Source organism: Streptomyces sp. NBC_00122 (assembly GCF_045160845.1).
Taxonomy (GTDB): Bacteria; Actinomycetota; Actinomycetes; order Streptomycetales; family Streptomycetaceae; genus Streptomyces.
Genome location: NZ_CP108191.1, coordinates 6,972,772 through 6,994,625, shown reverse-complemented (window position 1 = coordinate 6,994,625; position 21,854 = coordinate 6,972,772). Strand labels below are relative to the sequence as shown.

The 21,854-nt window shown below is 70.3% G+C and carries 20 protein-coding genes; 9 read left to right on the top strand and 11 right to left on the bottom strand.

The features are described from left to right. Window positions 1-99: 99 nt before the first annotated feature. A complete protein-coding gene (locus tag OG737_RS31875; protein ID WP_405676718.1) occupies window positions 100-999 on the top strand; it encodes a LysR family transcriptional regulator in 900 nt (299 codons plus the stop codon). Between the two features lie 19 nt (window positions 1,000-1,018). On the opposite strand, the gene OG737_RS31870 is transcribed toward OG737_RS31875, so the two are convergent. Both OG737_RS31870 and OG737_RS31865 read right to left on the bottom strand, forming a co-directional pair. Beyond that, complete coding sequence (locus OG737_RS31870; RefSeq protein ID WP_405676721.1) at window positions 1,019-2,383, bottom strand: SMI1/KNR4 family protein; 1,365 nt, start codon at window positions 2,381-2,383, stop codon at window positions 1,019-1,021. Between the two features lie 107 nt (window positions 2,384-2,490). After that, entirely contained in the window at window positions 2,491-2,760 is a 270-nt protein-coding gene (locus tag OG737_RS31865) for a hypothetical protein (protein ID WP_328929667.1), read from the bottom strand. Window positions 2,761-3,204: 444 nt separating this feature from the next. Here OG737_RS31865 and OG737_RS31860 point away from each other — a divergent pair, with 444 nt between their 5' ends. Further along, entirely contained in the window at window positions 3,205-3,396 is a 192-nt protein-coding gene (locus tag OG737_RS31860) for an antitoxin (RefSeq protein WP_328929666.1), read from the top strand. Window positions 3,397-3,534: 138 nt separating this feature from the next. On the opposite strand, the gene OG737_RS31855 is transcribed toward OG737_RS31860, so the two are convergent. Then, the gene (locus OG737_RS31855) at window positions 3,535-3,738 is read right to left on the bottom strand and encodes a cold-shock protein (RefSeq protein WP_328929665.1); all 204 of its coding nucleotides are present in this window, start codon (window positions 3,736-3,738) and stop codon (window positions 3,535-3,537) included. Between the two features lie 263 nt (window positions 3,739-4,001). After that, window positions 4,002-4,535, bottom strand: a complete 534-nt coding sequence (locus tag OG737_RS31850; RefSeq protein WP_405676724.1) for a GNAT family N-acetyltransferase — start codon at window positions 4,533-4,535, stop codon at window positions 4,002-4,004. A gap of 75 nt (window positions 4,536-4,610) precedes the next feature. Between OG737_RS31850 and OG737_RS31845 the strand changes: the two genes are divergently transcribed. Then, a complete protein-coding gene (locus tag OG737_RS31845) occupies window positions 4,611-5,225 on the top strand; it encodes a TetR/AcrR family transcriptional regulator (protein ID WP_405676726.1) in 615 nt (204 codons plus the stop codon). Between the two features lie 13 nt (window positions 5,226-5,238). On the opposite strand, the gene OG737_RS31840 is transcribed toward OG737_RS31845, so the two are convergent. Beyond that, window positions 5,239-5,541 carry a hypothetical protein gene (locus OG737_RS31840; protein WP_405681284.1) on the bottom strand — a complete coding sequence of 101 codons (303 nt, stop codon included), beginning with the start codon at window positions 5,539-5,541 and terminating at the stop codon, window positions 5,239-5,241. Window positions 5,542-5,655: 114 nt separating this feature from the next. Here OG737_RS31840 and OG737_RS31835 point away from each other — a divergent pair, with 114 nt between their 5' ends. Both OG737_RS31835 and OG737_RS31830 read left to right on the top strand, forming a co-directional pair. After that, complete coding sequence (locus tag OG737_RS31835) at window positions 5,656-6,477, top strand: methyltransferase domain-containing protein (protein WP_328929662.1); 822 nt, start codon at window positions 5,656-5,658, stop codon at window positions 6,475-6,477. 294 nt (window positions 6,478-6,771) lie between these two features. Next, complete coding sequence (locus OG737_RS31830) at window positions 6,772-7,752, top strand: FUSC family protein (protein ID WP_405676728.1); 981 nt, start codon at window positions 6,772-6,774, stop codon at window positions 7,750-7,752. A 70-nt stretch (window positions 7,753-7,822) separates the two neighbouring features. On the opposite strand, the gene OG737_RS31825 is transcribed toward OG737_RS31830, so the two are convergent. The 6 genes from OG737_RS31825 to OG737_RS31800 all read right to left on the bottom strand — a co-directional run bounded on the left by OG737_RS31825 (window position 7,823) and on the right by OG737_RS31800 (window position 16,636). Next, window positions 7,823-8,359, bottom strand: a complete 537-nt coding sequence (locus OG737_RS31825) for a DoxX family protein (RefSeq protein ID WP_405676730.1) — start codon at window positions 8,357-8,359, stop codon at window positions 7,823-7,825. A gap of 217 nt (window positions 8,360-8,576) precedes the next feature. Then, a complete protein-coding gene (rox, locus tag OG737_RS31820; protein ID WP_405676733.1) occupies window positions 8,577-10,004 on the bottom strand; it encodes a rifampin monooxygenase in 1,428 nt (475 codons plus the stop codon). Between the two features lie 87 nt (window positions 10,005-10,091). Beyond that, window positions 10,092-11,195 (bottom strand): hypothetical protein, encoded by a 1,104-nt coding sequence (locus tag OG737_RS31815; protein WP_405922286.1) that lies wholly within the window; start codon window positions 11,193-11,195, stop codon window positions 10,092-10,094. Between the two features lie 243 nt (window positions 11,196-11,438). After that, a complete protein-coding gene (locus OG737_RS31810; protein ID WP_405922285.1) occupies window positions 11,439-13,376 on the bottom strand; it encodes a glycoside hydrolase family 5 protein in 1,938 nt (645 codons plus the stop codon). A 73-nt stretch (window positions 13,377-13,449) separates the two neighbouring features. Beyond that, on the bottom strand, window positions 13,450-15,504 hold the full coding sequence (locus tag OG737_RS31805; RefSeq protein WP_405922284.1) for a beta-galactosidase: 2,055 nt from the start codon (window positions 15,502-15,504) through the stop codon (window positions 13,450-13,452). A 79-nt stretch (window positions 15,505-15,583) separates the two neighbouring features. Continuing rightward, on the bottom strand, window positions 15,584-16,636 hold the full coding sequence (locus OG737_RS31800; protein WP_328929655.1) for a LacI family DNA-binding transcriptional regulator: 1,053 nt from the start codon (window positions 16,634-16,636) through the stop codon (window positions 15,584-15,586). Window positions 16,637-16,975: 339 nt separating this feature from the next. On the opposite strand from OG737_RS31800, the gene OG737_RS31795 reads away from it, so the two are divergent. The 4 genes from OG737_RS31795 to OG737_RS31780 all read left to right on the top strand — a co-directional run bounded on the left by OG737_RS31795 (window position 16,976) and on the right by OG737_RS31780 (window position 21,853). After that, window positions 16,976-17,860, top strand: coding sequence for a sugar ABC transporter permease (locus OG737_RS31795; RefSeq protein ID WP_328929654.1), 885 nt, complete (start codon window positions 16,976-16,978; stop codon window positions 17,858-17,860). After that, window positions 17,857-18,822: a carbohydrate ABC transporter permease gene (locus OG737_RS31790; protein WP_328929653.1), complete on the top strand. Its 966-nt coding sequence runs from the start codon at window positions 17,857-17,859 to the stop codon at window positions 18,820-18,822. Before OG737_RS31795 ends, OG737_RS31790 begins: the two co-directional genes overlap by 4 nt. 53 nt (window positions 18,823-18,875) lie before the next feature. After that, window positions 18,876-20,216, top strand: a complete 1,341-nt coding sequence (locus OG737_RS31785; protein WP_328929652.1) for an extracellular solute-binding protein — start codon at window positions 18,876-18,878, stop codon at window positions 20,214-20,216. Window positions 20,217-20,308: 92 nt separating this feature from the next. Then, a complete protein-coding gene (locus OG737_RS31780) occupies window positions 20,309-21,853 on the top strand; it encodes a glycoside hydrolase family 31 protein (RefSeq protein ID WP_405676744.1) in 1,545 nt (514 codons plus the stop codon). Window position 21,854: the final 1 nt, after the last annotated feature.

Here is a 21,854-nt window from a genome sequence, read left to right as displayed (position 1 = left end):
CTGTTGCCCGGCTCCTGGCACCACCTCACCGCGGGTGCCGCGGTGCTGTCCAAGACCGGTTTCGGGTGGGTGGGTTCGTTCTCGGTATCGTGGCCGGTCATGGACCTGCGGGCATTGCACTGTTTCATCGCCGTGGCCGAGGAGGGCCACTTCGGCCGCGCGGCGGTACGCCTGCATTTGGCCCAGCCGCCGCTGAGCCGCCGGATCCGGGAGCTTGAGGCCGACCTCGGGTGCCGGCTGTTCGACCGGATCCCCTCCGGGGCACGGCTCACCCCTGCCGGTGAAGTGCTGCTTGCCGAGGCGCGGGACCTCCTGGAGCGCGCCGAACGCGCCCGCGAGCGGGTCCGCGGCGCCGAGGCCGACCGAGTCCTCGTGCTGGGTACGGTCGCGGGCGCGGGCCTGGAGGTCGGCCCGGCGGCGCTGGCTGCCTTGCGGCGGAACCGCCCCGGAGTACGGGTGCGGCTGCGCGAGGCGCCGGTCACCGATCCGACGGCCGGCCTGCGCGAGGGCCGGGTGGACCTCGCGCTGACCCGCCTGCCCTTCGACACCACGGGTCTGACGGTTCGGCAGCTCGGCGAGGAACCGGTGGTCGCGGCCGTCCCGACGGACGATCCTCTGGCGACCCTCCCGAGCCTGCGCGTCACGGAGCTGGCCGACCGCCCGCGTTTCCGCCTGCCAACGGGCACCGACACCCGGTGGCGCGCCTACTGGCTCGCCGCCGAAAAGGACGCACCGGAGGACGCACCCGGCCCGGTGGTGGCGTCCGTCGAGGAGTGCTTGCACGCCGTTCTGTGGGAGGGCGCGGTCGGCCTCCTCCCGGCAGGGGCCGTGCTGCGGCACGCGCGTCCCGGCATCGCTTTCGTCCCCGTCGACGACTACCCGCCGAGTCGCGTCGTCATAGCCCGGCGGGCGGCCGTCACCGACCCGCTCGTCGATGCCCTCGCAGACGCCCTCGCCGCCGCCGGGGAGGCACGGGTGCGACAGGGGCGGCGCGCGTGACTCCCGGGGCCTCGCGATGTCATGCCACGGGGCCGAGGTCTCCTTCGAGGAGCGTCTGGATGATCTGGGGCCGGTCCCAGAGGGCCAGGATCTCGTTGGCGACGGCCACGGCGGGCAGGTGGTCCTGGCCCTGCACCTTGATGCCGGCGGCCAACAGGGTGCGCGGGACGGCTCCGGCGTCCAGGAGAACGCGCCATTCCTGCAAGCCGAGTTCCAGGAACTCCGGTCCGGCAAGCTCGGCGATCTCCAAGGGGTCGTCCAGCGCGCCGGGACAGGCTGTGAGCGTGCGCAGGCGGGGCAGTCCGGTGACGGGGGCGAGGCCGAACGGCGTCCCGTTGCACTCGCCGATGGACAGGACTTCCAGGGCGGGGTGGGCGGCGGCCTGGATGCTCTGCAGGCCTCCGCTGCCGACCGAGGCCACGACCGGGAGCTGATCCTCGCAACGGTCACGGCCTTCCTCCCGCGCCCCGTTCAGAACCAGGTCGGTGAGGGAGTCGGCCACGAGTTCGGCACCGAGGCTCTGTTCGTGGTCGACCAGGATGACCTGGCCGACGTGTCCGCGCGGGCCGGGTGTCAGGTCGACCGCGATCTCGTCGCCGCCGTTGCTCCCGAAGACGATCCAGCCGGGTGATCCGGCCAGGCCCTGTACTGCGGCATCGGGCGGGGTGATGACCGCCTTCGTGGCCCCGAACTGCCAGCGGGGGTGACGGCTCGCCCCGTCGACGCTGTACAGGCCGTCCAAGGCCGAGAGTTCGTAGCCGACCGCGTCGGTGACACGATCCGCCGCTGCGTAGTCGTCGCCCCAGTCCTCCCGCCGTGCCCGGGTCACCCGGTAGAGGACCTTGAGCTCGTCGGGCAGCGTGACGCCCAGACGCTCTTCCGCCGCGGTGATCTCCTCTTCCGTCGCACCGATGGCGTCGGGCAACCGTTCGCGGAGCGTCCGCTCCAGCAACTCCAGGTCCGCCGAGGGAGCCGGTACCGCCCCTGGGGTCGGATCGGGCAGTCGGCGCCAGGGCTCGGGAAGAGATCCGTCGACCAGGACGAGCACTCCCAGGCCCGGGTAACCGATGGCGGCTTGCACGGCCGGGCTGGGCTCGACCAGGCCGAGCGTGGTCCTTCCGGTCGGCCGGATCTCCGCCGTGAACGCGACCTCGTCGCCACCGCCGCGCACGAGCGCCCGTTGTACGTGCTCCACCGTGGCTCGCTCCGCCGGCGACATCCGCCCCCGGAGCGCCAGACTCCAGCCATGTCGCCCGACGCGTCCCGCCACACGGGCGGGCCGCCCCGCACGCCTCTCCGTGTCTTCGCCCAGCATGAGCCGCAGCACGGGCTCCCACGTGGCGAAGTCGCGCACCGATGACCATTGCGGTTTCTGATCAACCATGCGCAGACGGTACTCGGAACCACTGACACTCAGGATCGGCGAGTTCGTCCGGGGCGGCCGCCGGGACTGGCCGGCGGCGGACCGAGGAGTACGCTCCGGTGGCGCTCCTACTTGGACACCCGGCAGGCGCTCACCGCGGTCCCGTTGGTCACACCGCCCGCTGTCAAGCCGGACACGCACTTGGCGTTGTCGCCGCCCAGCCCGACGTAACACGCCGTCCTGACGTACTCCGGGGCCTCGCCACCTCGTAGCTCCCGCTCGACCTGGTTGATGCAGGCTCTGACGTCCGCGTGGGCGGTGGGGGCCGCGAGGGCCGCGCCACCGAGCACGAGGGTCAGGCCGGTGAGGACACCTGCGATACGGGTCGTCGTGCGCATGGGACGTACCTGCTCTCGGGATCGTCGCGCGGCCCCGGACCTGGGTGTTGCCGGAACCCGCGGGAACGGCGCCGAGCGCACACGGCCGACGTAAAGCCACTGGGCCCGGCGCCCCCGCACCGGACCGGCTCGGCAGGGCCTCCCTCCCTCTTTCGACGCTAGAGCAACCCCCTGCCGCGCGCACCCGCTGCCCCGCGGGCCATCTCAGGCACTCCCCGGGCCGAACGGAGAAACAGGTCGCCGACCAGCTCATCACACTGCGCCACGGCGCCGGATGACGCTGCGTCACCACGACAGGCATGGGTTGCACAGCCGCCGCCTCGCACCGGCGCCGATGAGCCGCCGACGGCAGGCAAGGGCGCTCCCGCGGTCGGCTGGAGATGCGGATGGCCCGGCGGCGGATCATCCTGGCATGGCTGGAAACCCACGCCTAAGGAGAGAGCCATGTCCGCACTGGACAAGCTCAAGAAGATGCTGAAAGGCCACGAGGATCAGTCGAGCCAGGCCATCGACAAATCCGGCGACTTCGTCGACGAGAAGACCCAAAGCAAGTACAGCTCCCAGGTGGACACCGCCCAGGAGGCCCTGAAGCAGCAGCTCAACCAGGACCGAGAGGAACGGCCCCCGCAGACCTGACAAAGGCAAGGTGACCGCCGTTCATCGGGCGGCCGGGCGAAACGAGCCCCCTGGCGCCCGTACGGCGCCAGGGGGCCCGCCCTATCCGTCTCCGCCCCGGAGCTTCGTGTCCGGGGCGGAGCGGTGTCAGCTGCCGGGTCAGGCGGCGGTGATGTTCTCCGCCTGCGGGCCCTTCTGGCCCTGCGTGATGTCGAAGGTCACGGCCTGGCCTTCCTGGAGCTCGCGGTAGCCGGTGGAGTTGATGTTGGAGTAGTGGGCGAAGACGTCCGGACCGCCGCCGTCCTGCGCGATGAAGCCGAAGCCCTTTTCGGAGTTGAACCACTTCACGGTTCCGCTGGCCATGATCATGCCCTCTCAGTCGATGTCGGATCCGCACCGCGCGGACCCGGAGGTGATCGCCCTGGTCCGGCACTGCACAGCAAAACGCCCACGCCAGGGCGCGGGCAGGAACTGCGAACCACGACAGCTGGAGCTGAAACTACACGCCGGAACGGTCTGTCACCAGAGAGCAACGATCCTCAGGTCGATGTGACCTTCTCCTGGGCCGCTTCACGGTGCCCGAAGAGCCCGAAGAGGGCGTATTTGGTGGGGCTCACCGTGGACGATCACGATGGGTCGCCCGTCGGGGTGGCTTGCAGGTCGAGGGTCCAGTTCTGGCCGACGAGGTCGCGGCCGAAGCTGTGGTGGGGCTCCTCGTCGGCGAGTGTGAATCCGAGGCCCTGGTAGATCTTGCGCGCGGACACCAACACGTCGTTGGTCCACAGCGCCACCTGCCGGTAGCCGGCCTGTCGCGCGAAAGCGAGGCACTCCTCGACAAGGCGGGTGCCCAGGCCGAGACCCCTGGCCTTCGGGGTGACCAGCAGGATGCGCAGCTTGGCCACCCCTGGTTCGTCGCCGGCGACGAGGAAGACACAGCCCGCGCGCTCGCCGTCGACCTCGGCGATCCACGCCGCCTCCGTCGACGGGTCGTGATCGGCGCCGTAGTCGGCGACGATCTTGGCCACCAGGGCCTCGAAATCGGTGTTCCAGCCGAATTGCCGATCGTAGATCTCACCGTGGGCCATCACCGCCCAGCCCAGATCCCCCGGACGGTCGGCGCGGCGCACGACGACGTGCGGCTGACGTTCCTGGTGCGACATGGCTTCTTCTCCTGGACCTTTCGACCGCATCCCTGCCACTGACACGACTGTTTCAGTAGCGCTAGGCTAGCCCCCGTGCCCCAGGAAGCGACAGTCCCGTCCGCCCGGCAGGCCGAGCTGCTGGAAGCCGCCTACCGGTACGCGCTCGCCCACGGCCTGGCCGACCTCTCCCTGCGTCCGCTGGCCACGGCCATCGGCTCCAGCCCCCGCGTCCTGATGTTCCTGTTCGGCAACAAGGACGGCCTGGTCAGAGCACTGCTGGCGCGAGCCCGGACCGACGAACTGATGGTCCTCGAACATCTTGAACAAGCCGACCAGCCCATCGGCCTGACCCCTGCGGCGGAGCAGATCTGGTCCTGGCTCGCCGCCGAGGCGCATCGTCCGCTGCTGCGGCTGTGGGCCGAGGCGTACGCGCGGTCCCTCGTCGAGCCCGACGGCGCCTGGGCCGGCTTCGCCCGCGCCACCGTGAACGACTGGCTCGGCGTACTGGCCACCTGCCAGCCGGAGCCGGAACGCGGCAGCCAGGACGGCGCCACCCGCCGCACCCTGGCCCTGGCCGTGCTCCGCGGCGCCCTGCTCGACCTCCTCGCCACCGACGACGAGTCCCGCACCACCGCCGCCGTCCACCACCAACTCGCCCTGCTCCGGGGCGAAGACACAGGCGACGCCAAGGACGGCGGACCCTCATGACGGACCCGACTAGTCAGCTCGTGCTGCGGGGCGCGGCCTCTTCGGCGTCGAGCTGGTGGTCGGCCCAGACGTAGCTTTCGGGAAGCAGGTTCGTGTCGAGCTCGTACACGCCCTGGGCGGCCGCGGCGCCGATGAGGACCAGTTCGGCGCAGGGGCCTCCGGTGAAGTGGTAGGCGTTCACCGCGGTCGCGATCCGGCCGTCACGGCTTCGGGCCGCGGCTGCCATGGTGTGGTTGTCACCCCGGCACCGAGTGCGTGCGATGTGGGTCGCCGCCTGGATGAGTTCGTGGTCTACGTGTTCGGCGTGCGTGGTCATCTTCTCCGCCTTCTTGAGCTGCCAGGCGGCGGTGCCCCGGACGACGGTGGCATGCAAGCGGATATCGGGGCCGCACGACATGTGGCATCCGCTTCCGCTTGCCACAATGGCCACATGGCCGGTACAGGGCCCCCGATCGAGGGCCGTTACGGTGAGCGGGTCTTCCGTTCCGAGGACCGGGGTGAGGACGACCGTATCGACCTCGGGGCCCTCACCTACGACGAGACGACCATGGCACGGCTGCGGCAGCTGGGCGTGGGTCCCGGCTGGACCTGCCTGGAGGTGGGCGCGGGAACGGGCACGGTGGCGCGGCGGCTGCTCGGTGAGGCGGGAGTGGCACAGGTCCTCGCGGTGGACCGCGACGTACGTTTCCTCGCGGCGCACCCCGTACCCGGACTGACAGCTCTCCAGGCGGACATCACCTCCGAGGACTTCTCCCCCGGGCTGTTCCGGCTGGTCCACGCCCGGTTCGTGCTCATGCACCTGCCCTCGGCGCAGCAGATGGTCCCCAGGCTCGCCGGACTGCTCGCACCGGGCGGGGTCCTGGTGGTCAGCGACGCGGTCGACCTGACCACGGACTCGGCGCCCCTGACCCCGTACACCCGCGCCATGCGGGCCATGTGGCAGGGGCTGCGCGACAGCATCGGGACCGATGTCTCCCAGGTGCCCCACCGTACCGAGCTGATGCGTGCGGCCGGGCTGGAACCGGTGGCGGCCGAGATCCATGTGCCGCCGCTCCTGCCGGGGAGCGCGATCAGCCGGTTCTGGGCGGACACCTGGGGCCGGGCGCGGGCGGCCATGGTGGCGACGGGGCTGGTCGACGACGCCCAGCTCGACGAGGCCGTGCGCTACCTGGACTCCCCGCGGTGCACCGGATTGTCGCCGGGGATGCTCACGGCCTGGGGGTGGAAGCCCGAAGACGCGTCGTCCCCCTGACCCCCTCCCTCCCAGGGCATGTCGGCGTGTGACATGCCGCTTTCGGTGTAATGGCGGTGTTGGGCGGCCCGGCCGCTGCACGCTGTCGCCGACGAAGCAACGGCGTACGGTCGCGCGGACCGCGGAGCGTGCGACGGGCGAGCACGGACGCCTCACCGAAAGGCGCGGATGACAGACCTCGCCGATGCCCGAGCACCCCGGGCTCCCCGGACACCCCGGGCCTCCCGAGCGCGCCGGGCCCGGGACCGGTTCCGGGAAATCGCGCGGGCCGAAGGCCCGGCAGCGGCACGGATCGTGGTCACCGTCGCCGTCGCCTGGCAGGTCGCGCTGTGGCTGGGAGCCGACCAGCCACCGGTCTTCGCGGCAATCGTCCCGCTGGTGGCCCTGCGCGGCGACCCGATGACGGCCCTGGGCACATCGCTGCAGCGGGCCCTGGGTGTGGTGGCGGGCGTGCTGATCGGGCTCGCCGTACTGAACGTACTGCGGCCCTCGACCGCCACGCTGGCCCTGGTGGTGGCCCTGGGCCTGGGCGTCGGAATGGTCCTGCGGGCCGGCGGTGGACTGAACATCCAGGTCGCGGCGTCGTCGCTCCTGGTCTTCGCCAACACCTCACCCGATGCCTACGCGCTGGACCGCGTGTGGGAGACCGTTGAGGGAGCGGCGGTGACGATCCTGCTCGCCCCGCTGCTGTGGCCACCCGCCCCGCACCGCGTCCTGGCCGTCATCACCGACGACTGCCGTGCGCGCCTGAGCCGGTCCCTCACCGGCACCGTGGCGGCCCTGGGCACCGGCCCGGCCGCCGCCCGCGAGAACCTCACCCTGGTGGATGCCGAGGTCGAAGCGGTACACGCGAACGCCGCACGCGCCCGCGAAGCCGAACGCGCCATGAGGTTCAATCCCCTGCGCCGACGTCACCGCGACACCGTACGGCTCCAGGCGCGGCACGTCGCCACCGCCGACAGGCTCACCGCACCCCTGGCGACCCTCGCCAGGGAGGTCGCCGCGCTCACCGGCCGGGAGGACCTCGCTGCGGACCTAGCCCGGGCTCGCCGTCGACTTCCCGAACTGGCCGCGCTCACCGCGCGGGCGATCGGACACACGCTGTCCGGGGAGGATCCCCGCCCCGCCGTGGCCACCGCCCGGAGCCGGCTGACCGCCTACGATCGCGCGGACTCCCGGCCCCTCGCCGTCGCCCTCCGCCGGCCCTTCCACCAGATCCTCGACGACCTCGACCAGGGATCCGTCCCCGGCGGGGAAGCGCCGTCGCCGAGGTGACGACGAGCCGACCGTCAGGGGCAGTAGGAGGGCGCGGGTGTGGTGGGTCAGCGGTCGGTGCCCGCCCGCGTCAGTCCCGCAGCAGCAGCACGAGGGCCGCCAGTACGATCCCCAGCGCGAGCGCCAGGACGCCGTAGACAGGCCGGTAGTCCCGGAGCACCGGCAGGAAGTGGTCCAGGGCGAAGCGGCCCGGGCCGGCCAGGGCCAGGGTGACGGCCGCTGCAATGATCAGGGCCTCGAATTCGACGCCCGTAAGGCCGAGCACGGCGCCGGTCCACTTGACGCAGATGGCGTTGATCATGATGCCGACGATCCCGGCGGCGGCGAGCGGTGTGAGCAGGCCGAGGATCACGCCGAGCCCGCCCAGCGTCTCGGTCAGGCCCGCGATCGCCGCCATGGTCTCGCCCGCCGGGTAGCCGGCCTTGCTGAAGAACATGCCCGTGCTTTTGATACCGAGGCCGTCGAACCACCCGAACAGCTTCTGGGTTCCAGGAATGAACATGATCACGCCGAGCACGACGCGCAGCACGGGCAGGCCGATGTCACTGGGGGTGATGCTGCCGGTCATGGTGCGGGGAGCGGTGAGGAGAGAGCTCTCAGCCATCATGGCGCTTTCTGTCGGAGGTGAAAGACAGGTACTTCACCCAGGGTGACGAAGAGCGAGGCGACATGCCCGGCATGCGGATACGCGAGTCGGCCGGTCGGGGACGCGCGTTCGAAATCGAGCAGGACGTCCGCACCGCCGTCGGCGCCACGGCCCCGGGCCGCTCCCCGGCCGGACCGGCCGCGCTCCGGCGGGGCGTCGGCGCCGACGACGAGGCCGCTCAGTCGGCGGCAGTGCCGAACCACTCGGTCAGCCGGCTGAGCAGCTCCTGCTGGTCTTCGCCGACCCACGCCACGTGGCCGTCCGGCCGCAGCAGTACCGCGGGCACGTCCAGTTCCTCGCTGACGTCGACGACGTGGTCGACCCGGTCCGCCCAGCCCTCCACCGACAGCCGGCCGGTCTGGTCGAGCAGGAGCCCGCGACCGCCGTGCATCAACGCGTAGAGACGGCCCCGCTTCAGCACCACGTCCCGCATCCGCCGGCCGAGCAACTCGTGGCCCTCACCGAAGTCGTAGCGGACCCCGACCGCGGTGACCGTCTCGGTCATGTACCGGTTCACCTCCTCGAAGTCCAGCAGCTTCGAGAACAGCTCCCGCAGCGCCTTCGCACCGGGATCCGCTTCCAGCAGCGGGCCCTGCGCGCGGGCTTCGGCCAGTACGAGGGCGCCCACCGGGTGGCGTTCGGCGTGGTAGCTGTCCAGCAGTCCCTCCGGCGCCCGACCGCCCACCTCGGCGCCCAGTTTCCACCCGAGGTTGAAGGCGTCCTGGACGCCGAGGCCGAGCCCCTGTCCCGCGGTCGGCGGGTGGATGTGGGCCGCGTCGCCGGCCAGGAGCACCCGGCCGACCCGGTAGCGCTCGGCCTGCCGGGTGGCGTCGCCGACCCGGGACACCCAGCGCGGTGAGTGCGCGCCGAAGTCGGTGCCCGCGAACACCCGCAGCCGCTGCTTGAACTCCTCGAAGGTCGGGGCGGTCTCACGGTCCTCGGCCAGCCCTTCGGCGGGCACGATGATGCGGTACACCCCGTCCCCCATGGGCACGGCACCGAACCGTACGTGGGTCTTGCGGATCTCGGCCGTGACGGCGGCCAGTGTCGCCGGGTCCTCGGTCACCTCCACATCCGCCAACAGCGTCTCGGCCTTGGCAGGTTCACCGGGGAAGCCGACACCGAGCAGCTTGCGCACCAGACTGCGGCCGCCGTCGCAGCCGACCATGTAGCGGGCCTGCAGCCGCGTGCCGTCGGCCAGTTCGGCGGTCACGCCGCGGTCGTCCTGGCTCAGCCCGACCAGTTCGCATCCGCGCCGGATATCGGCCCCGAGTTCGACGGCGCGCTCGGTCAGCAGGCGCTCGGTGACCGGCTGCGAGACGGCGATGCCGTAGGGGTGTGCGGTGTCCACCCCGTCGGGCCACGGCTTGACGATGCCGGCGAAGAAACCACCGGCCTGGAACTTCTCGCTGACGTCGAGGAACCGGTCGAGCAGCCCTCGCTGGTCCAGTATCTCGACGGTGCGCGCATGCAGGCCTCGCCCGCGGGACTGCCCGGTCGGCTCCGTCAGCTTCTCCAGTACGACCACGTGCACACCATGCAGCCGCAACTCGCCGGCCAGCATCAGCCCGGTCGGTCCACCACCGGCGACGATCACGTCAATCAACACAACCCCCATGTATTTCCGCAGGTTCTGGCTTCGACTGACAATTCTGCGGCAGGCTTCGGGTCTTGCCGCAAGCCGGGGGGTGCGCTATGCGGTGGGAGAGGGAAGCCCGAAGTGCGCGGCGATGATCCGCAACGTCCGGGAACCGTCGGCGTTGAAGCCGGGATCGATGTCGTACGCCGGGGTGTCCCGGCCGATGATCCCGGCGTCCAGCAGCTCGCGTACGAGCAGGTCGGCCGTGCCTCCGGCGCGCCGTGATTCGCGGCGCCGGCCGATGTTGAAGTAGGTGCGCTCGAACCCGCCGTGGCTGTAGGCGAACTGGAACGGGTGCTCGGCGCAATGGGGGACCATGTAGTTCTGCCCATGGGGACATTCACATGCGGGCGTGGACGCCAGGAACACGGTTTCCACGCGATCCGGAACGTCGGCGCGGTCCGCGTAGCGGTAGCCCGTGATGTCGCGTGCCAGCTCCCAGGCGCCCGTCCCCTGCTCGGCGGCGTAGGCGTCGTGCGTCACCCAGGCCCAACCGGACGATTCACCGCTGGAGTCGGCGGGGTGCCCCGCCTCGGTGAAGATGCCGGACAAGGTCTGCTCACGCATGCCCTTGCAGAAGGTGACGAACGTGTTCCGGGGCATCGGGGGCAGCCAGATCACCTCGCCCTCCCCTGTCGGAGAGGGCGAGGGCAACGCGAAATGGTCGGCGATCACTGTCACGAGGCGCTCGTGGTCGTCGTAGTGGTGGTCGAAGCAGTCATGACCGTCGTCGCCCTGTCGGCCGCAGCCCGCGTCGGGGCCTATGAGGTTGGCGGCCAGGAGCTCCGGGGAGAGGTGGTCCGGGTTCTCGCCCATGCGCTGCTGGACGTCTTCGAAGCTGAACCACAGGACCGTGCGGCCGTCCCGGTAGTACTCGAACGCGGGAGGGAAGCCCTTCGCGCTGCAGGGCTCGGTCACGAACACGACGATCTCGGCGCCGTCCGGACACATGCCGCCGTAGTCGACGTCGTCGTAGTCCTCGGCTTCCCAGTTGTGCATGTCGTGCACCGCCCATGCCCAGCCGTTCGCCTGACCGGCTGCGAGGGGTTCTCGCAGCCGGTCGCGAAGGCCTCGGGTGACCGCGTCGAGCGGTACTCCCCGTGCGAAGACGACATTCACCTCGTGGTCCGGGAAGGACCCATGTATCCAGCTCGTCATGCGAGCACCCTAGACACGGCCACTGACATTGATACTCGTAGCGGGTTCTGGTGGTCGTGGCTCTGCCACTGACTGACACCCTGCTGGGTTGTCTTCCCGCTGTACAGCGGGACGTCGGCCAGGGCAGCCTCGGGCGACGACAGTGGTGCGGCCCGTGGTGTCAGTCGCCTCCGCCGCCACCACAGGGCGAGCCGCAGGACGAGCCGCTACCGTTGCCGAACCCACCGCGCCGGGCCGCGGCCGTTACAGCTTGCGGCACAACAGGGCGTCCGGCGTCTTGCCCTTGGCCCATGCCCCGGTGAAGGCGATGCCCGCGGCGTACTCATCCGTGCCGCACTGCCCCTTGTAGTTGCCGGACGCGAACTCTCCCCCGGGGCCTGCGGCCGGCCGGTTGTCGCCCCGGTCGAACCAGACGGTACGGCCGTTCGCCCCCAGGTTCCTGCCCGCCTGGGCGCAGAGGACCGCGGAGACCGCCTGACCGCGCACGCTGTAGCCGATCATGAACTGGTTGGGCCCGCACTGGTACTTGGTGTAGCCGCCCGCCCAGTCTCCCTGCTGTACGTACCGCTCGTCGCTCACGACGGTCGGCACCAAGCTGGTGGCCGGCAGACCGGAGGACCCGGCATCGGTGCACAGCCCGCGCCCGTCACGGTGCGCCAGGCCGACGAGCCGCTGTCCGTCGGGGCACGTCCCCTTGCGGGCGCCCGAGTCCCAGTCCGCGAGCGTACGCATGTGTGCCGACTGGACCGCATCGGCGTGGTCGAGGTTGAGCATGTCCCACGTGTCGGAGACGGCGACCTGGCCGGTCTTCTGGGGCGAGGAGACGAGCCGGTTCCAGTTGGCGGCGCGCCAGTCGCCGTTGTCCAGGATGCCGGAACGGTGGCCCGCCGAGTCGAAGTTGAGGATCGACCAGGTGCCGTGTCCGGCCCATCCGACCAGGGGCCAGTAGGCGAAATCAGCGTCGTTGGCGATCAGATAGTCCACGAAATTGCCGAACCAGGCGCGCGCCTGCGGGTTGGTCTCGTCGCTGCCGATGCCGAACTCGCTGATCCACAGGGGTGCTGTGAAGTGGCGGCCGGATTCGGCGGTGACGTAGAACGCCTGGCGCTGCAGGGTCGCGAACAGGTCTTCGCGGGAGAGTTCCTGGTAGCGCGGGTCGTGGGTCTCACCCATGCCGGTCGCGCCGGTGTGGTTCGGCCCGGTGTAGCCGTAGAAGTGCGCCGCGTGCACCAGCTTGTTCGAGGCGACGAGGGTGTGCGAGAGGGTACGTACCGGTTCGAGTGTGGGGCGCCAGTGGGGCAGCCCGTCGGCCGGGATGCCTTGCCAGTTGATGCCTTCGACGATCACCAGCAGGTCGGGGTTGGCCTCGGTGAGGAGCCGGTCGCCGAGGCGCTGGGAGGCGGCCCACCAGTCGTGGTCGTTGCCCCAGTTCCAGTTGGCGTCGTCGGTGATGGTGCGGCGGACCTCGTTGTAGAGGTCGGCGCCGACGACGCGCTTGTTGTCCTTGTAGCGGCGGGCGAGGCTGATCCAGTCGTTCTCCCACTGCGCGGTGGACTGGCTGGTGTTCCAGCGTTCGTTGCCGTCCAGGCCGCAGCAGAAGCGTGAGGTGTTGGTGTGGTTGTTGAGGACCACCGCGAAGCCTTCGGCCGTGGTGGCGGCGATGACCGCGTCGAAGACCTGGAGCGGGGTCTTGCCGCGCAGTTGGGGGTTGGCGGCGACCGAGGCGTCGGAGACCGGGCGCTGATCGTGCAGCATCTCGTTCGAGAACGGCAGCCGGATGCTGTTGATGCCGAGTTCGTGGAATCCGGCGAGGATCTGCGGGATCGGCGCGCGGTCCAGGCCCAGCGGCATCTGGTCGGCCTTCTCACCGTCGTGGTGGCTGGCCGGGTCGTTGATGTCGGCGGAGCCGCTCCAGGATCCCTGGGCCCCGTGCCAGTTCGCGGACTTGAGCTTGAAGCGGTTGCCCTCGGCATCGACGATGTAGCGGCCCCGGGTACTGAGGGGCGGGCGCCAGGAGTCGGACAGGACGGCCGGGGTGCCGGCCGTCACAGGAGTCGCGGCGGTTGCGGCAGTCGCGGACTCGGCCGTGGACGCGGTCCCGGCCGCGACGGCCGGGGAGGCGCCGAGCGCTCCGAAGAGTAGTGCGGCGGCGAGTACCGCCGGTTGCAGGGGTCTTCTCACAGTGTCCTCCGATAGGGCATGGGGGGTGGACGTGCGTGGTGGAGCGGTTTCGGGCGACGGATCGGGGGCTCGCTCAGCTGCCGCCGCTGCCGAGGACCGCGACGCCTCGTGGTTCGAGGGTCACGTGGCGGACGAGAGGCCTGCGATCGTCGAGGAGGTCCCGGCGGTCGGCCGGCAGCGTCACCTCGTGTTTGTCCTCGGTGTGGTTGAGCAGGATGAGGACGTCGTGATCCGCGCCGTGCCGGATCGTCGCCTGGATGCCCGTGTGCAGTCCGGGCACAACGGGGTTGACCCCCGCGTCGGCGAGTGAGCGGTCGACGATGGCCCGCATCGTGACGGGATCGGGCCGGGTCGCGACGTAGCGGGCAGTCCCGGTGCCGTGGGTGTGCACCGTGGCCGCCGCGCGGTTCTCGTCCCAGTCGGGTCCGGCGAAGAAGAGTTCGGGGCGGGCGCCGGTGAGCTTCACGTCCTCGCGCCACAGCGACGCCGGCGCGGGCGCCGCGGCGTCCGCTTCCGGGGCGCGGAGCGGGACGGCCTCGCCTGCTGCGGCCGGCCAGAACTCCTCGACCCGTACACCCAGTACGTCACCCAGCGGAGCCGGATAGCCGCCCGTGTGCACGCGGTCGTGCTCGTCGACGATCCCGGTGAAGAACGAGGCGAGCAGGGATCCCCCGTCCGCCACGAAGGTGCGGATCCGCACGGCGGTCTCGGCCGACAGCAGGTAGTGGCTGGGCAGCACGAGCAACTTGTACGGGCCGAGGTCCGCGGAGGGATGGACGACGTCGATGCCGACGCCCGCTTCGAACAGGGGTGCGTAGTGGTCGAGGACGCGGTCGAGGCAGCGCACGCCGTCCGAAGGATGTGAGTCGAGTTCGAGGGCCCACCAGTTGTCCCAGTCGAACATGATCGCGACCTCGTTGCGGATGCGCGTGCCGGCCAGCTCGGGCACCCGGGCCAGTTCGCGGCCCAGCTCGCGCACCTCGGTGTGCACCCGGGTCCCGGCCCCCGCGTGGGGGACCATGCCTGAGTGGAACTTCTCCGCGCCGCCGCGGGACTGCCTCCATTGGAAGTACATGACGGCGTCCGCGCCCTGCGCGACGGCCTGCCAGCTCCACAAGCGCATCCGGCCGGGGCTCTTGGCACCGTTGCGGCCCCGCCAGTTGACGGCGGACGGGGCTTGTTCGGTGAGCAGCCACGGCTTCCCGCCGGCCGCACCGCGCAGGAGGTCGTACGACAGCGCCGCGCCGATGTGGGCCGCCTCCCCGTGCGGGTCCGGGTAGCTGTCGAGGGCGAGGACGTCCATCTCGGGTGCCCAGGCGTGGACGTCGACCGACTTGTGTCCGGCGAGGAAGTTCGTGGTCACCGGTGTGCCGGGGGTGATGCGGCGCAGCACGTCGCGTTCGAGGGTGAAGCAGGTGCGCAGGGCGTCGCTGCTGAACCGCTTGAAGTCGAGCTGCTGGGAGGGGTTGGGGTACGTCGGTGCGGTGCGCGGCGGCAGGATCTGGTCGAAGGAGGTGTAGCGCTGCGACCAGAAGTCCGTGGACCACGCTTCGTTGAGCGCGCCGACCTCGCCGTACCGGGCCGCGAGCCAGCGCCGGAAGTCCGCGGCGGAGGTGTCGCAGAAGCATTCGGCGACATGGATCCCGTACTCGTTGCCGACGTGCCACAGGCCGAGCGCCGGATGGCCGCGGTAGTGGGTGGCGACGGCTTCGATCAGGCGGACGGCCCGGTCGCGGAAGACCGGGCTGGAGGGGCAGAAGTGCTGGCGGCCCCCTGGGGACAGGACGGTCCCGGAGGCGGTGACCGGCAGGATCTCGGGATGCTCGACGGCGAGCCACGGGGGTGGCGACGCGGTCATGGTGGCCAGGTCGGCGGTGATGCCGTGCGCGGCCAGGTCGTCCATGACGGTGTCGAAGAAGCCGAAGTCGTAGGCGTCGCGGGCGGGCTCGACGCGGCCCCAGGCGAAGATGGCGAGGTTGACGAGGTTGACGCCTGCCTCGTTCATCAGGCGCAGGTCCTCGGCGCGGGTGGCCGCGTCCCACTGCTCGGGGTTGTAGTCGCCGCCGAAACCGAGGCCGCCCAGTCGCGTGCCGAGGGCTCGGGCGCGGTCGTGTGCCGGAGAGTTCATCTTCCTTACCCCTTCAGGTACTTCAGCAGGGCGTTACGTCTCATGTGGGTGTAGCGGGAGGCCGCGTTCGCCTGACCCCTCAGACCCGTGGCGGCGCCGCGCTGTCCCGCTCCACCAGGGTCGGCATGACCGACACGAGGGACGAGTCCGTCGACGCGGCGCCCTCGATCTGGCTCAGGAGCCGGTCCACGCAGGCCGCGCCGACCTGGGAGAGGTCCTGGTCCACGGTGGTCAGGGGCGGGAGGAAGTAGGCGGATTCGGCGATGTTGTCGAAACCGACCACGCTCACGTCCTGCGGAACCGAGCGTCCGACGTCGCGGAGCGCACGGACCATCCCGAGCGCCATCTGATCGTTGGCGGCGAACACCGCGGTGACCTCCGGGAGGCCGGCGAGTTCCCGGCCTGCCCGATAGCCGCTCTCGGCGCTCCAGTCTCCGTGGACGGCCGGCGGGATCGGGGCGCCCGCCGCCCGGAGGGCACGCTGCCATGCCTCGGCGCGGCGGCGCGCGGGGTGGGAGTCCTGCGGGCCGGCCAGGTGCCACACCGTGGTGTGGCCGAGTCCCAGCAGGTGGGTCACGGCGATCTCCGCACCGGCCGCGTGGTCGGTGTGGACGCCGGGGTAGCGGTGGTCGTCGCCACCGTCGACGACCACGACCGGCAGCCCCGAGGGGAGCACCAGCGAACCGGTCAGGATCTGCGCCTCGTTCACGATGACCCCGTCGACCGCATGCCCACTCAGCCTCCGGAAGGCATCCAGCACCGCCTCCTGGGTCTGTGCCTGCGGGACGACGACGTTGACCGAGTACTCGGTGGACTGCACGGCGGAGACGATCGACTCCAGTGTGCGCGCGTTTCCGTGCGCCGTGAGATCGAAGCTGATGACACCGATCGTCCGGAACTTGCCGGTGGCCAGCGCCCGGGCAGCGGTGTTGGGGCGGTACCCGAGCATGCGTACGGCTCGGACGACCCGGTCCCGGGTCGCGTCGTCGACGCGGGCAGTCGCGTTGACCACGCGGGAGACGGTCTGTGCCGAGACTCCGGCCATGGCCGCGACATCGGCCATCGACGGGGGCCTGGGGCGGTCCGCAGCCGGGGAACGGGGCTTGCGTGGCCGCTGCCCATCCTTCGCCATGGTGCAGTTCCTCTCGCAACTGTGACGCCCGGGCGTCTCCTGACCGTCATCATGTTTGCGCAAACATGCCGCGTTGGTCAACAGGTTGCTGCGCGGCTCCGGGTGACCGGCTGACCGCCGAGGCCTTTCCGAAGCTCGAAACCCCCTGAAAAACATGACAACTGACGGAGCGACAGATGAGTCTGTCAAAACCCTTGACACTCTCCGAGAGCGATCGACACACTTCCGAACCGCGCCACCATGTTGGCGCTAACATGCATCGGAGGTCATATCCGTGAGAGTCGTCCAAGCCCCGGTCCGCGATGGGGACATCGCCGGCCGCCGCCACCGGGGACCGCGGTGAAACGGCGCGCTGTTCGGCGCAACCTCACCGCGCATGCGTTTCTCCTGCCGTTCCTCTGCGTCTTCGTCGTCGGAGTCCTCGCCCCACTGATGTACTCGGTCAACCTGAGCCTCTATCAGGAGCGCATGATCGGCGGGATGGTCTTCACGGGGCTGGACAACTACACCAAGGCGTTCAAGGACAACCTGTTCCACGCCGGCCTCGGCCGCGTCGCACTCTTCTTCGCGATCCAGGTACCGCTCATGCTCGGCCTCGCACTGTTGGCCGCCCTCGCGATCGACAGTGGCCGGCTGCGCGCGCCGGGGCTCTTCCGGATCGGCATCTTCGTCCCCTACGCCGTTCCCGGTGTGGTCGCGGCACTGATGTGGGGCTACCTGTACGGGGACCGCTTCGGCCTGGCCGGCGAGATCGGCGACCTCTTGCACACCGAGGTGCCCGACCTGCTCTCCGAGAGCTGGATGCTCGCTTCGATCGGCAACATCGTCACGTGGTCGTACGTCGGCTACAACATGCTGATCTTCTACGCGGCACTGCGATCGGTGCCCGAGGAGCTGTACGAGGCGGCCGAGGTCGACGGCGCCGGCGCCCTCCGCAAGGCGTTCAGCATCAAACTGCCGGCCCTGCGCCCTGCCCTGCTGATGGCCACGACGTTCTCGGTGATCGGCAGCTTCCAGCTCTTCAACGAGCCGAGCGTGCTCCAGTCCCTGGCGCCCGCCGCCGTCTCCACGAACTACACGCCCAACATGTACGCCTACAGCCTCGCCTTCGACGGGCGCCAGTTCAACTACTCGGCCGCCGTCGCGGTGCTGCTCGGCCTGGTGACCGTGATCGTCGCGTACGCAGTGCAGCGTACGACCGCCCGAAGGGAGCGCATGCTGTGACCACTGCCGCGCCCGGGACCGTCAGCAGGTCCGCCGAGGCCTTCACCGAAGGGGCACCGCGCCGTACCCCCTCCCGGCGCCGGGGCTCCCGGGGCCGGCCCGCCCGGCGCCGTCCGGGCAGGTCCACCTCCTTGACCGTGGCGATGGGCCTGATGCTCGCGTACACGCTGATCCCCCTGCTCTGGCTCGCCATCAGCGCGACGAAGTCCAACCAGACCCTTTTCGACTCGCCGGGCCTGTGGTTCGGGGACGGCTTCCACCTGTTCGAGAACATCCAGGACGTCTTCACCTACGACCACGGGATCTACCTGCGCTGGTTCGGCAACACCCTGCTCTATTCGGTGGTCGGGGCTGGCGGAGCCTCCATCATCGCGACGATGGGCGGTTACGCCCTGGCCACGTACGAATTCGTGGGACGTCGGGTGCTGTCGGCCGTCGTCATCGGTGCGATCTCGATCCCGGCGTCCGCCCTCGCGGTCCCCACGTACCTGCTGTTCAGCGACATGGGCATCGTCAACACACCGTGGGCGGTCCTGCTGCCTTCCCTCGCGAGTCCTTTCGGGCTCTACCTGATGCGTGTGTACGCGACCGAAGCCGTTCCCGACGCGATGCTGGAGGCCGCACGCATCGACGGCGCCGGAGAACTGCGCATCTTCCTCACCATCTCGCTGCGCCTGCTGGCACCCGGTTTCGTCACCGTGCTGCTGTTCACCCTCGTCGCCACCTGGAACAACTACTTCCTGCCGCTCATCGTGCTCAACGACCCGGAGCTGTTCCCCCTCACGGTGGGGCTGCGCCAGTGGGACTCCCTCGCGCAGGGCGGCGCCGGCGCCGGCGCCACACCCATCCTCCCTCTGGTGATCACCGGCAGTCTTCTGGCGATCGTCCCGCTGATCGTCGCGTTCCTCTTCCTCCAGCGGTTCTGGCAGTCAGGTCTGGCCGCCGGCGGCGTCAAGCAGTAGCCCACGCCCACCCCTCTCCTCGCCTCGCCTCGCCCGGATGAAAAGGATTCGAAATGAGCAGATTCCGACGGCTGTCGGCTCTCACCCGCACACTCACCGCGGCCACCGTCGCGACCCTCTCCCTCGCCGCATGCGGCGGCTCCGGCACGCCCGACAGCGGCAAGAAGGGCGACCCTGCGGCCGTGCAGGCCGCGCTGGACAAGCCCGCCGAGATCACCTTCTGGACCTGGGTCCCGAACATCGACAAGACGGTCGCACTGTTCGAGAAGAAGTACCCGAAGGTCAAGGTCCACCTCGTCAACGCCGGCCGGTCCAAGGACGAGTACACCAAGCTGACCACCGTGCTCAAGGCGGGCAACGGCGCCCCCGACGTCGCGCAGATCGAATACTTCGCACTCCCCCAGTTCGCGATGAGCAAATCGCTGGTCAACCTCGCCGACTACGGTGCGGCCGGCCTGAAGGAGAAGTTCGCCGACTCGGCTTGGTCCCAGGTCAGCGTCGCGAACGGGATCTACGGCATACCCCAGGACTCCGGGCCGATGGCGATGTTCTACCGCAAGGACATCCTCGACAGGTTCGGTGCCGCGCCGCCGAGCACGTGGGAGGAGTACAGCGCACTGGCCCAGAAGATCCGCGACGCCGATCCGAGCGTCCGCATCACGTACGTGGACCCCGGGGACGCGGGTACGTCCAACAGCCTGATCTGGGACTTCGGCGGCAAGCCGTACACCGTGGGCGCCGCCACGGACGTCGCCATCGACCTCAAGGACGACACCGGCGCCAAAGCCTACGCCGACACCTGGGGCCCGCTGATCGAGAACAAGCTGGTCGACTCCACCGCGAGCTGGAACGAGGAGTGGTGGAAGTCGATGGCCTCCGGTAAGTACGCGACCTGGCTGGCCGGCGCGTGGGCACCGGCGGTTCTGGAGCAGAACATCCCGCAGAGCAGGGGCCAGTGGTCGGTCGCGCCCATGCCGGGCGGTGTCAGCGCGGAGAACGGCGGCTCGTCGGTCGCGGTCACCACGCAGGCGAAGAACAAGGAGGCCTCGGTCGCCTTCGCCCAGTGGCTGAACTCCGACCCGGAGGCGGTCAGGTCGCTCAACTCCGAAGTCGGCCTGTTCCCCGCGACCAAGCTGCTGCTCGACAACCCCGGCTTCCGCAGCGCCGAAGTTCCCTTCTTCCCCGGCAGCAAGCCGAACGAGACCTTCGCCGACATGTCGAAGGCCGTGCGGCCGGGCTGGCAGTACCTGCCGTTCCAGGTCTACGCGAACAGCGTCTTCAAGGACTCGGTCGGCCAGGCCCTGCAGCCCGGCGGAAACCTGCCCGGCGCGCTGGCCACCTGGCAGGAACGACTGAAGGCGTACGGCAAGGAACAAGGTTTCACCATGAAGTAGTCCAAGGCTGCCCCTTTCGCTCAGCGGCGGGCCGCCGGGACCCGAGACCGTCCGGCCCGCTCGTCCACCAGACCGGGAGAGACCCCCCAGGTATGACGACATTCGAACTCCCCCTCCTCGACGGGGAACACTGGTGGGGCGGAGCTGTCGCCGAAGGGCGGCACATGCCGTACCCCGACGGCTACACCTTCGACCTGCGTGACGTGCTGGCCAACCAGGGCATGCCGCTCCTGCTCTCCGACCGCGGCCGCTGGGTGCACAGCGAACGCACCTTCACCTTCACGATCTCCGACGGCCGGCTGACCGTGCACACACACGAACCGGACGCGGTCATCGAGCACGGCGAGGGGCACGGCGGTCTGCGCGAGGCGTACCGCCACGCGATCACCCACCGCTACCCTCCGTCCGGCACGATGCCGGACCCCCTGCTCTTCGCCGCGCCGCAGTACAACCTGTGGATCGAGACGGTGTTCGAACCGACCCAGGCGAAGGTGCTGGCGTACGCGGAGCGCCTGCTCGCGGAAGGCTTCCCGCCCGGCGTGCTCATGATCGACGACCGGTGGAGCAACGACTACGGGGACTGGACCTTCCATCCCGGCCGCTTCCCCGATCCGGCGGGCATGGTCTCCCGGCTCCACCAGCTCGGCTTCAAGGTGATGCTGTGGCTCGTGCCGTACGTGACCCCGGACTCCCCCACCGCGCGACAGCTGGGCGACCAGGGCCTGCTGATCCGCGACACCGGCAGCGGCGCGGACGGGCGGGCCAAGGTCGCTTGGTGGTGGAACGGCTGGAGCGCCGGACTCGATCTGCTCGATCCGCGGGCACGGGCGTGGCTCACCGGCCGTCTGGAAGCCCTGCGTGACGACATCGGCATCGACGGGTTCAAGTTCGACGGCGGCGACGCGCCCTGGTGGCGCTCGCTCGGGTGCGCGGACCCGGAGGCGTACACCCACGCGTGGAACCGCTTCGGTGCCGACTGGCCGCTCAACGAGTTCCGTGACGCGTGGCGCGCCGCCGGCCTGCCGCTCGCACAGCGCCAGCAGGACAAGTACCACCTGTGGGAGGGACGCTTCGGGCTGGACAGCCTGATCCCGAACGCCCTGGCCCAGGCAGTGACCGGCCACGCGTTCACCTGTCCCGACATGATCGGCGGCGGCGAGTTCCGCTTCGTCCCGGGCGAGGACGGCGAAGGTTTCGACGAGGAGCTCTTCGTCCGCTACTCCCAGATCGCCGCACTGTTCCCCATGATGCAGTTCTCGGCAGCGCCGTGGCGCGTGCTCTCCGCCGACGGCCTCGCCGTCGTCCGCGCGGCCGCCCGCCTGCACACCGAGCTGGGCCCGGAGATCCTCGCTCTCGCCGCGCACGCCGCGGCCACGGGCGAACCGATCCAGCGCCCCCTCGAATGGGCCTTCCCCCACCAGGGCTACGCGGCGGTCACCGACCAGTTCATGCTGGGCGACACCCTGATGGTGGCTCCGGTGGTGACCAAGGGCTCGGTCGGACGTGAGGTACTCATCCCGCCGGGCACGTGGCTGGCCGACGACGGCCGGTCGTACGTGGGCCCGGCCACGGTATGGATCGACGCGCCCTTGGCCCGGCTGCCGTATCTGCGGAACACGGCCGCGCCCGAGGGGTGAA

What these genes read in the sequence shown, in the direction of transcription:
- OG737_RS31875 (WP_405676718.1), top strand. Translation starts at nt 100, where the DNA reads ATGGACCTGCGGGCATTGCACTGTTTCATCGCCGTGGCCGAGGAGGGC.
- OG737_RS31870 (WP_405676721.1), bottom strand. Translation starts at nt 2,383, where the DNA reads ATGGTTGATCAGAAACCGCAATGGTCATCGGTGCGCGACTTCGCCACG.
- OG737_RS31865 (WP_328929667.1), bottom strand. Translation starts at nt 2,760, where the DNA reads ATGCGCACGACGACCCGTATCGCAGGTGTCCTCACCGGCCTGACCCTC.
- OG737_RS31860 (WP_328929666.1), top strand. Translation starts at nt 3,205, where the DNA reads ATGTCCGCACTGGACAAGCTCAAGAAGATGCTGAAAGGCCACGAGGAT.
- OG737_RS31855 (WP_328929665.1), bottom strand. Translation starts at nt 3,738, where the DNA reads ATGGCCAGCGGAACCGTGAAGTGGTTCAACTCCGAAAAGGGCTTCGGC.
- OG737_RS31850 (WP_405676724.1), bottom strand. Translation starts at nt 4,535, where the DNA reads ATGTCGCACCAGGAACGTCAGCCGCACGTCGTCGTGCGCCGCGCCGAC.
- OG737_RS31840 (WP_405681284.1), bottom strand. Translation starts at nt 5,541, where the DNA reads ATGACCACGCACGCCGAACACGTAGACCACGAACTCATCCAGGCGGCG.
- OG737_RS31835 (WP_328929662.1), top strand. Translation starts at nt 5,656, where the DNA reads ATGGCCGGTACAGGGCCCCCGATCGAGGGCCGTTACGGTGAGCGGGTC.
- OG737_RS31825 (WP_405676730.1), bottom strand. Translation starts at nt 8,359, where the DNA reads ATGATGGCTGAGAGCTCTCTCCTCACCGCTCCCCGCACCATGACCGGC.
- OG737_RS31815 (WP_405922286.1), bottom strand. Translation starts at nt 11,195, where the DNA reads ATGACGAGCTGGATACATGGGTCCTTCCCGGACCACGAGGTGAATGTC.
- OG737_RS31805 (WP_405922284.1), bottom strand. Translation starts at nt 15,504, where the DNA reads ATGAACTCTCCGGCACACGACCGCGCCCGAGCCCTCGGCACGCGACTG.
- OG737_RS31800 (WP_328929655.1), bottom strand. Translation starts at nt 16,636, where the DNA reads ATGGCGAAGGATGGGCAGCGGCCACGCAAGCCCCGTTCCCCGGCTGCG.
- OG737_RS31785 (WP_328929652.1), top strand. Translation starts at nt 18,876, where the DNA reads ATGAGCAGATTCCGACGGCTGTCGGCTCTCACCCGCACACTCACCGCG.
- OG737_RS31780 (WP_405676744.1), top strand. Translation starts at nt 20,309, where the DNA reads ATGACGACATTCGAACTCCCCCTCCTCGACGGGGAACACTGGTGGGGC.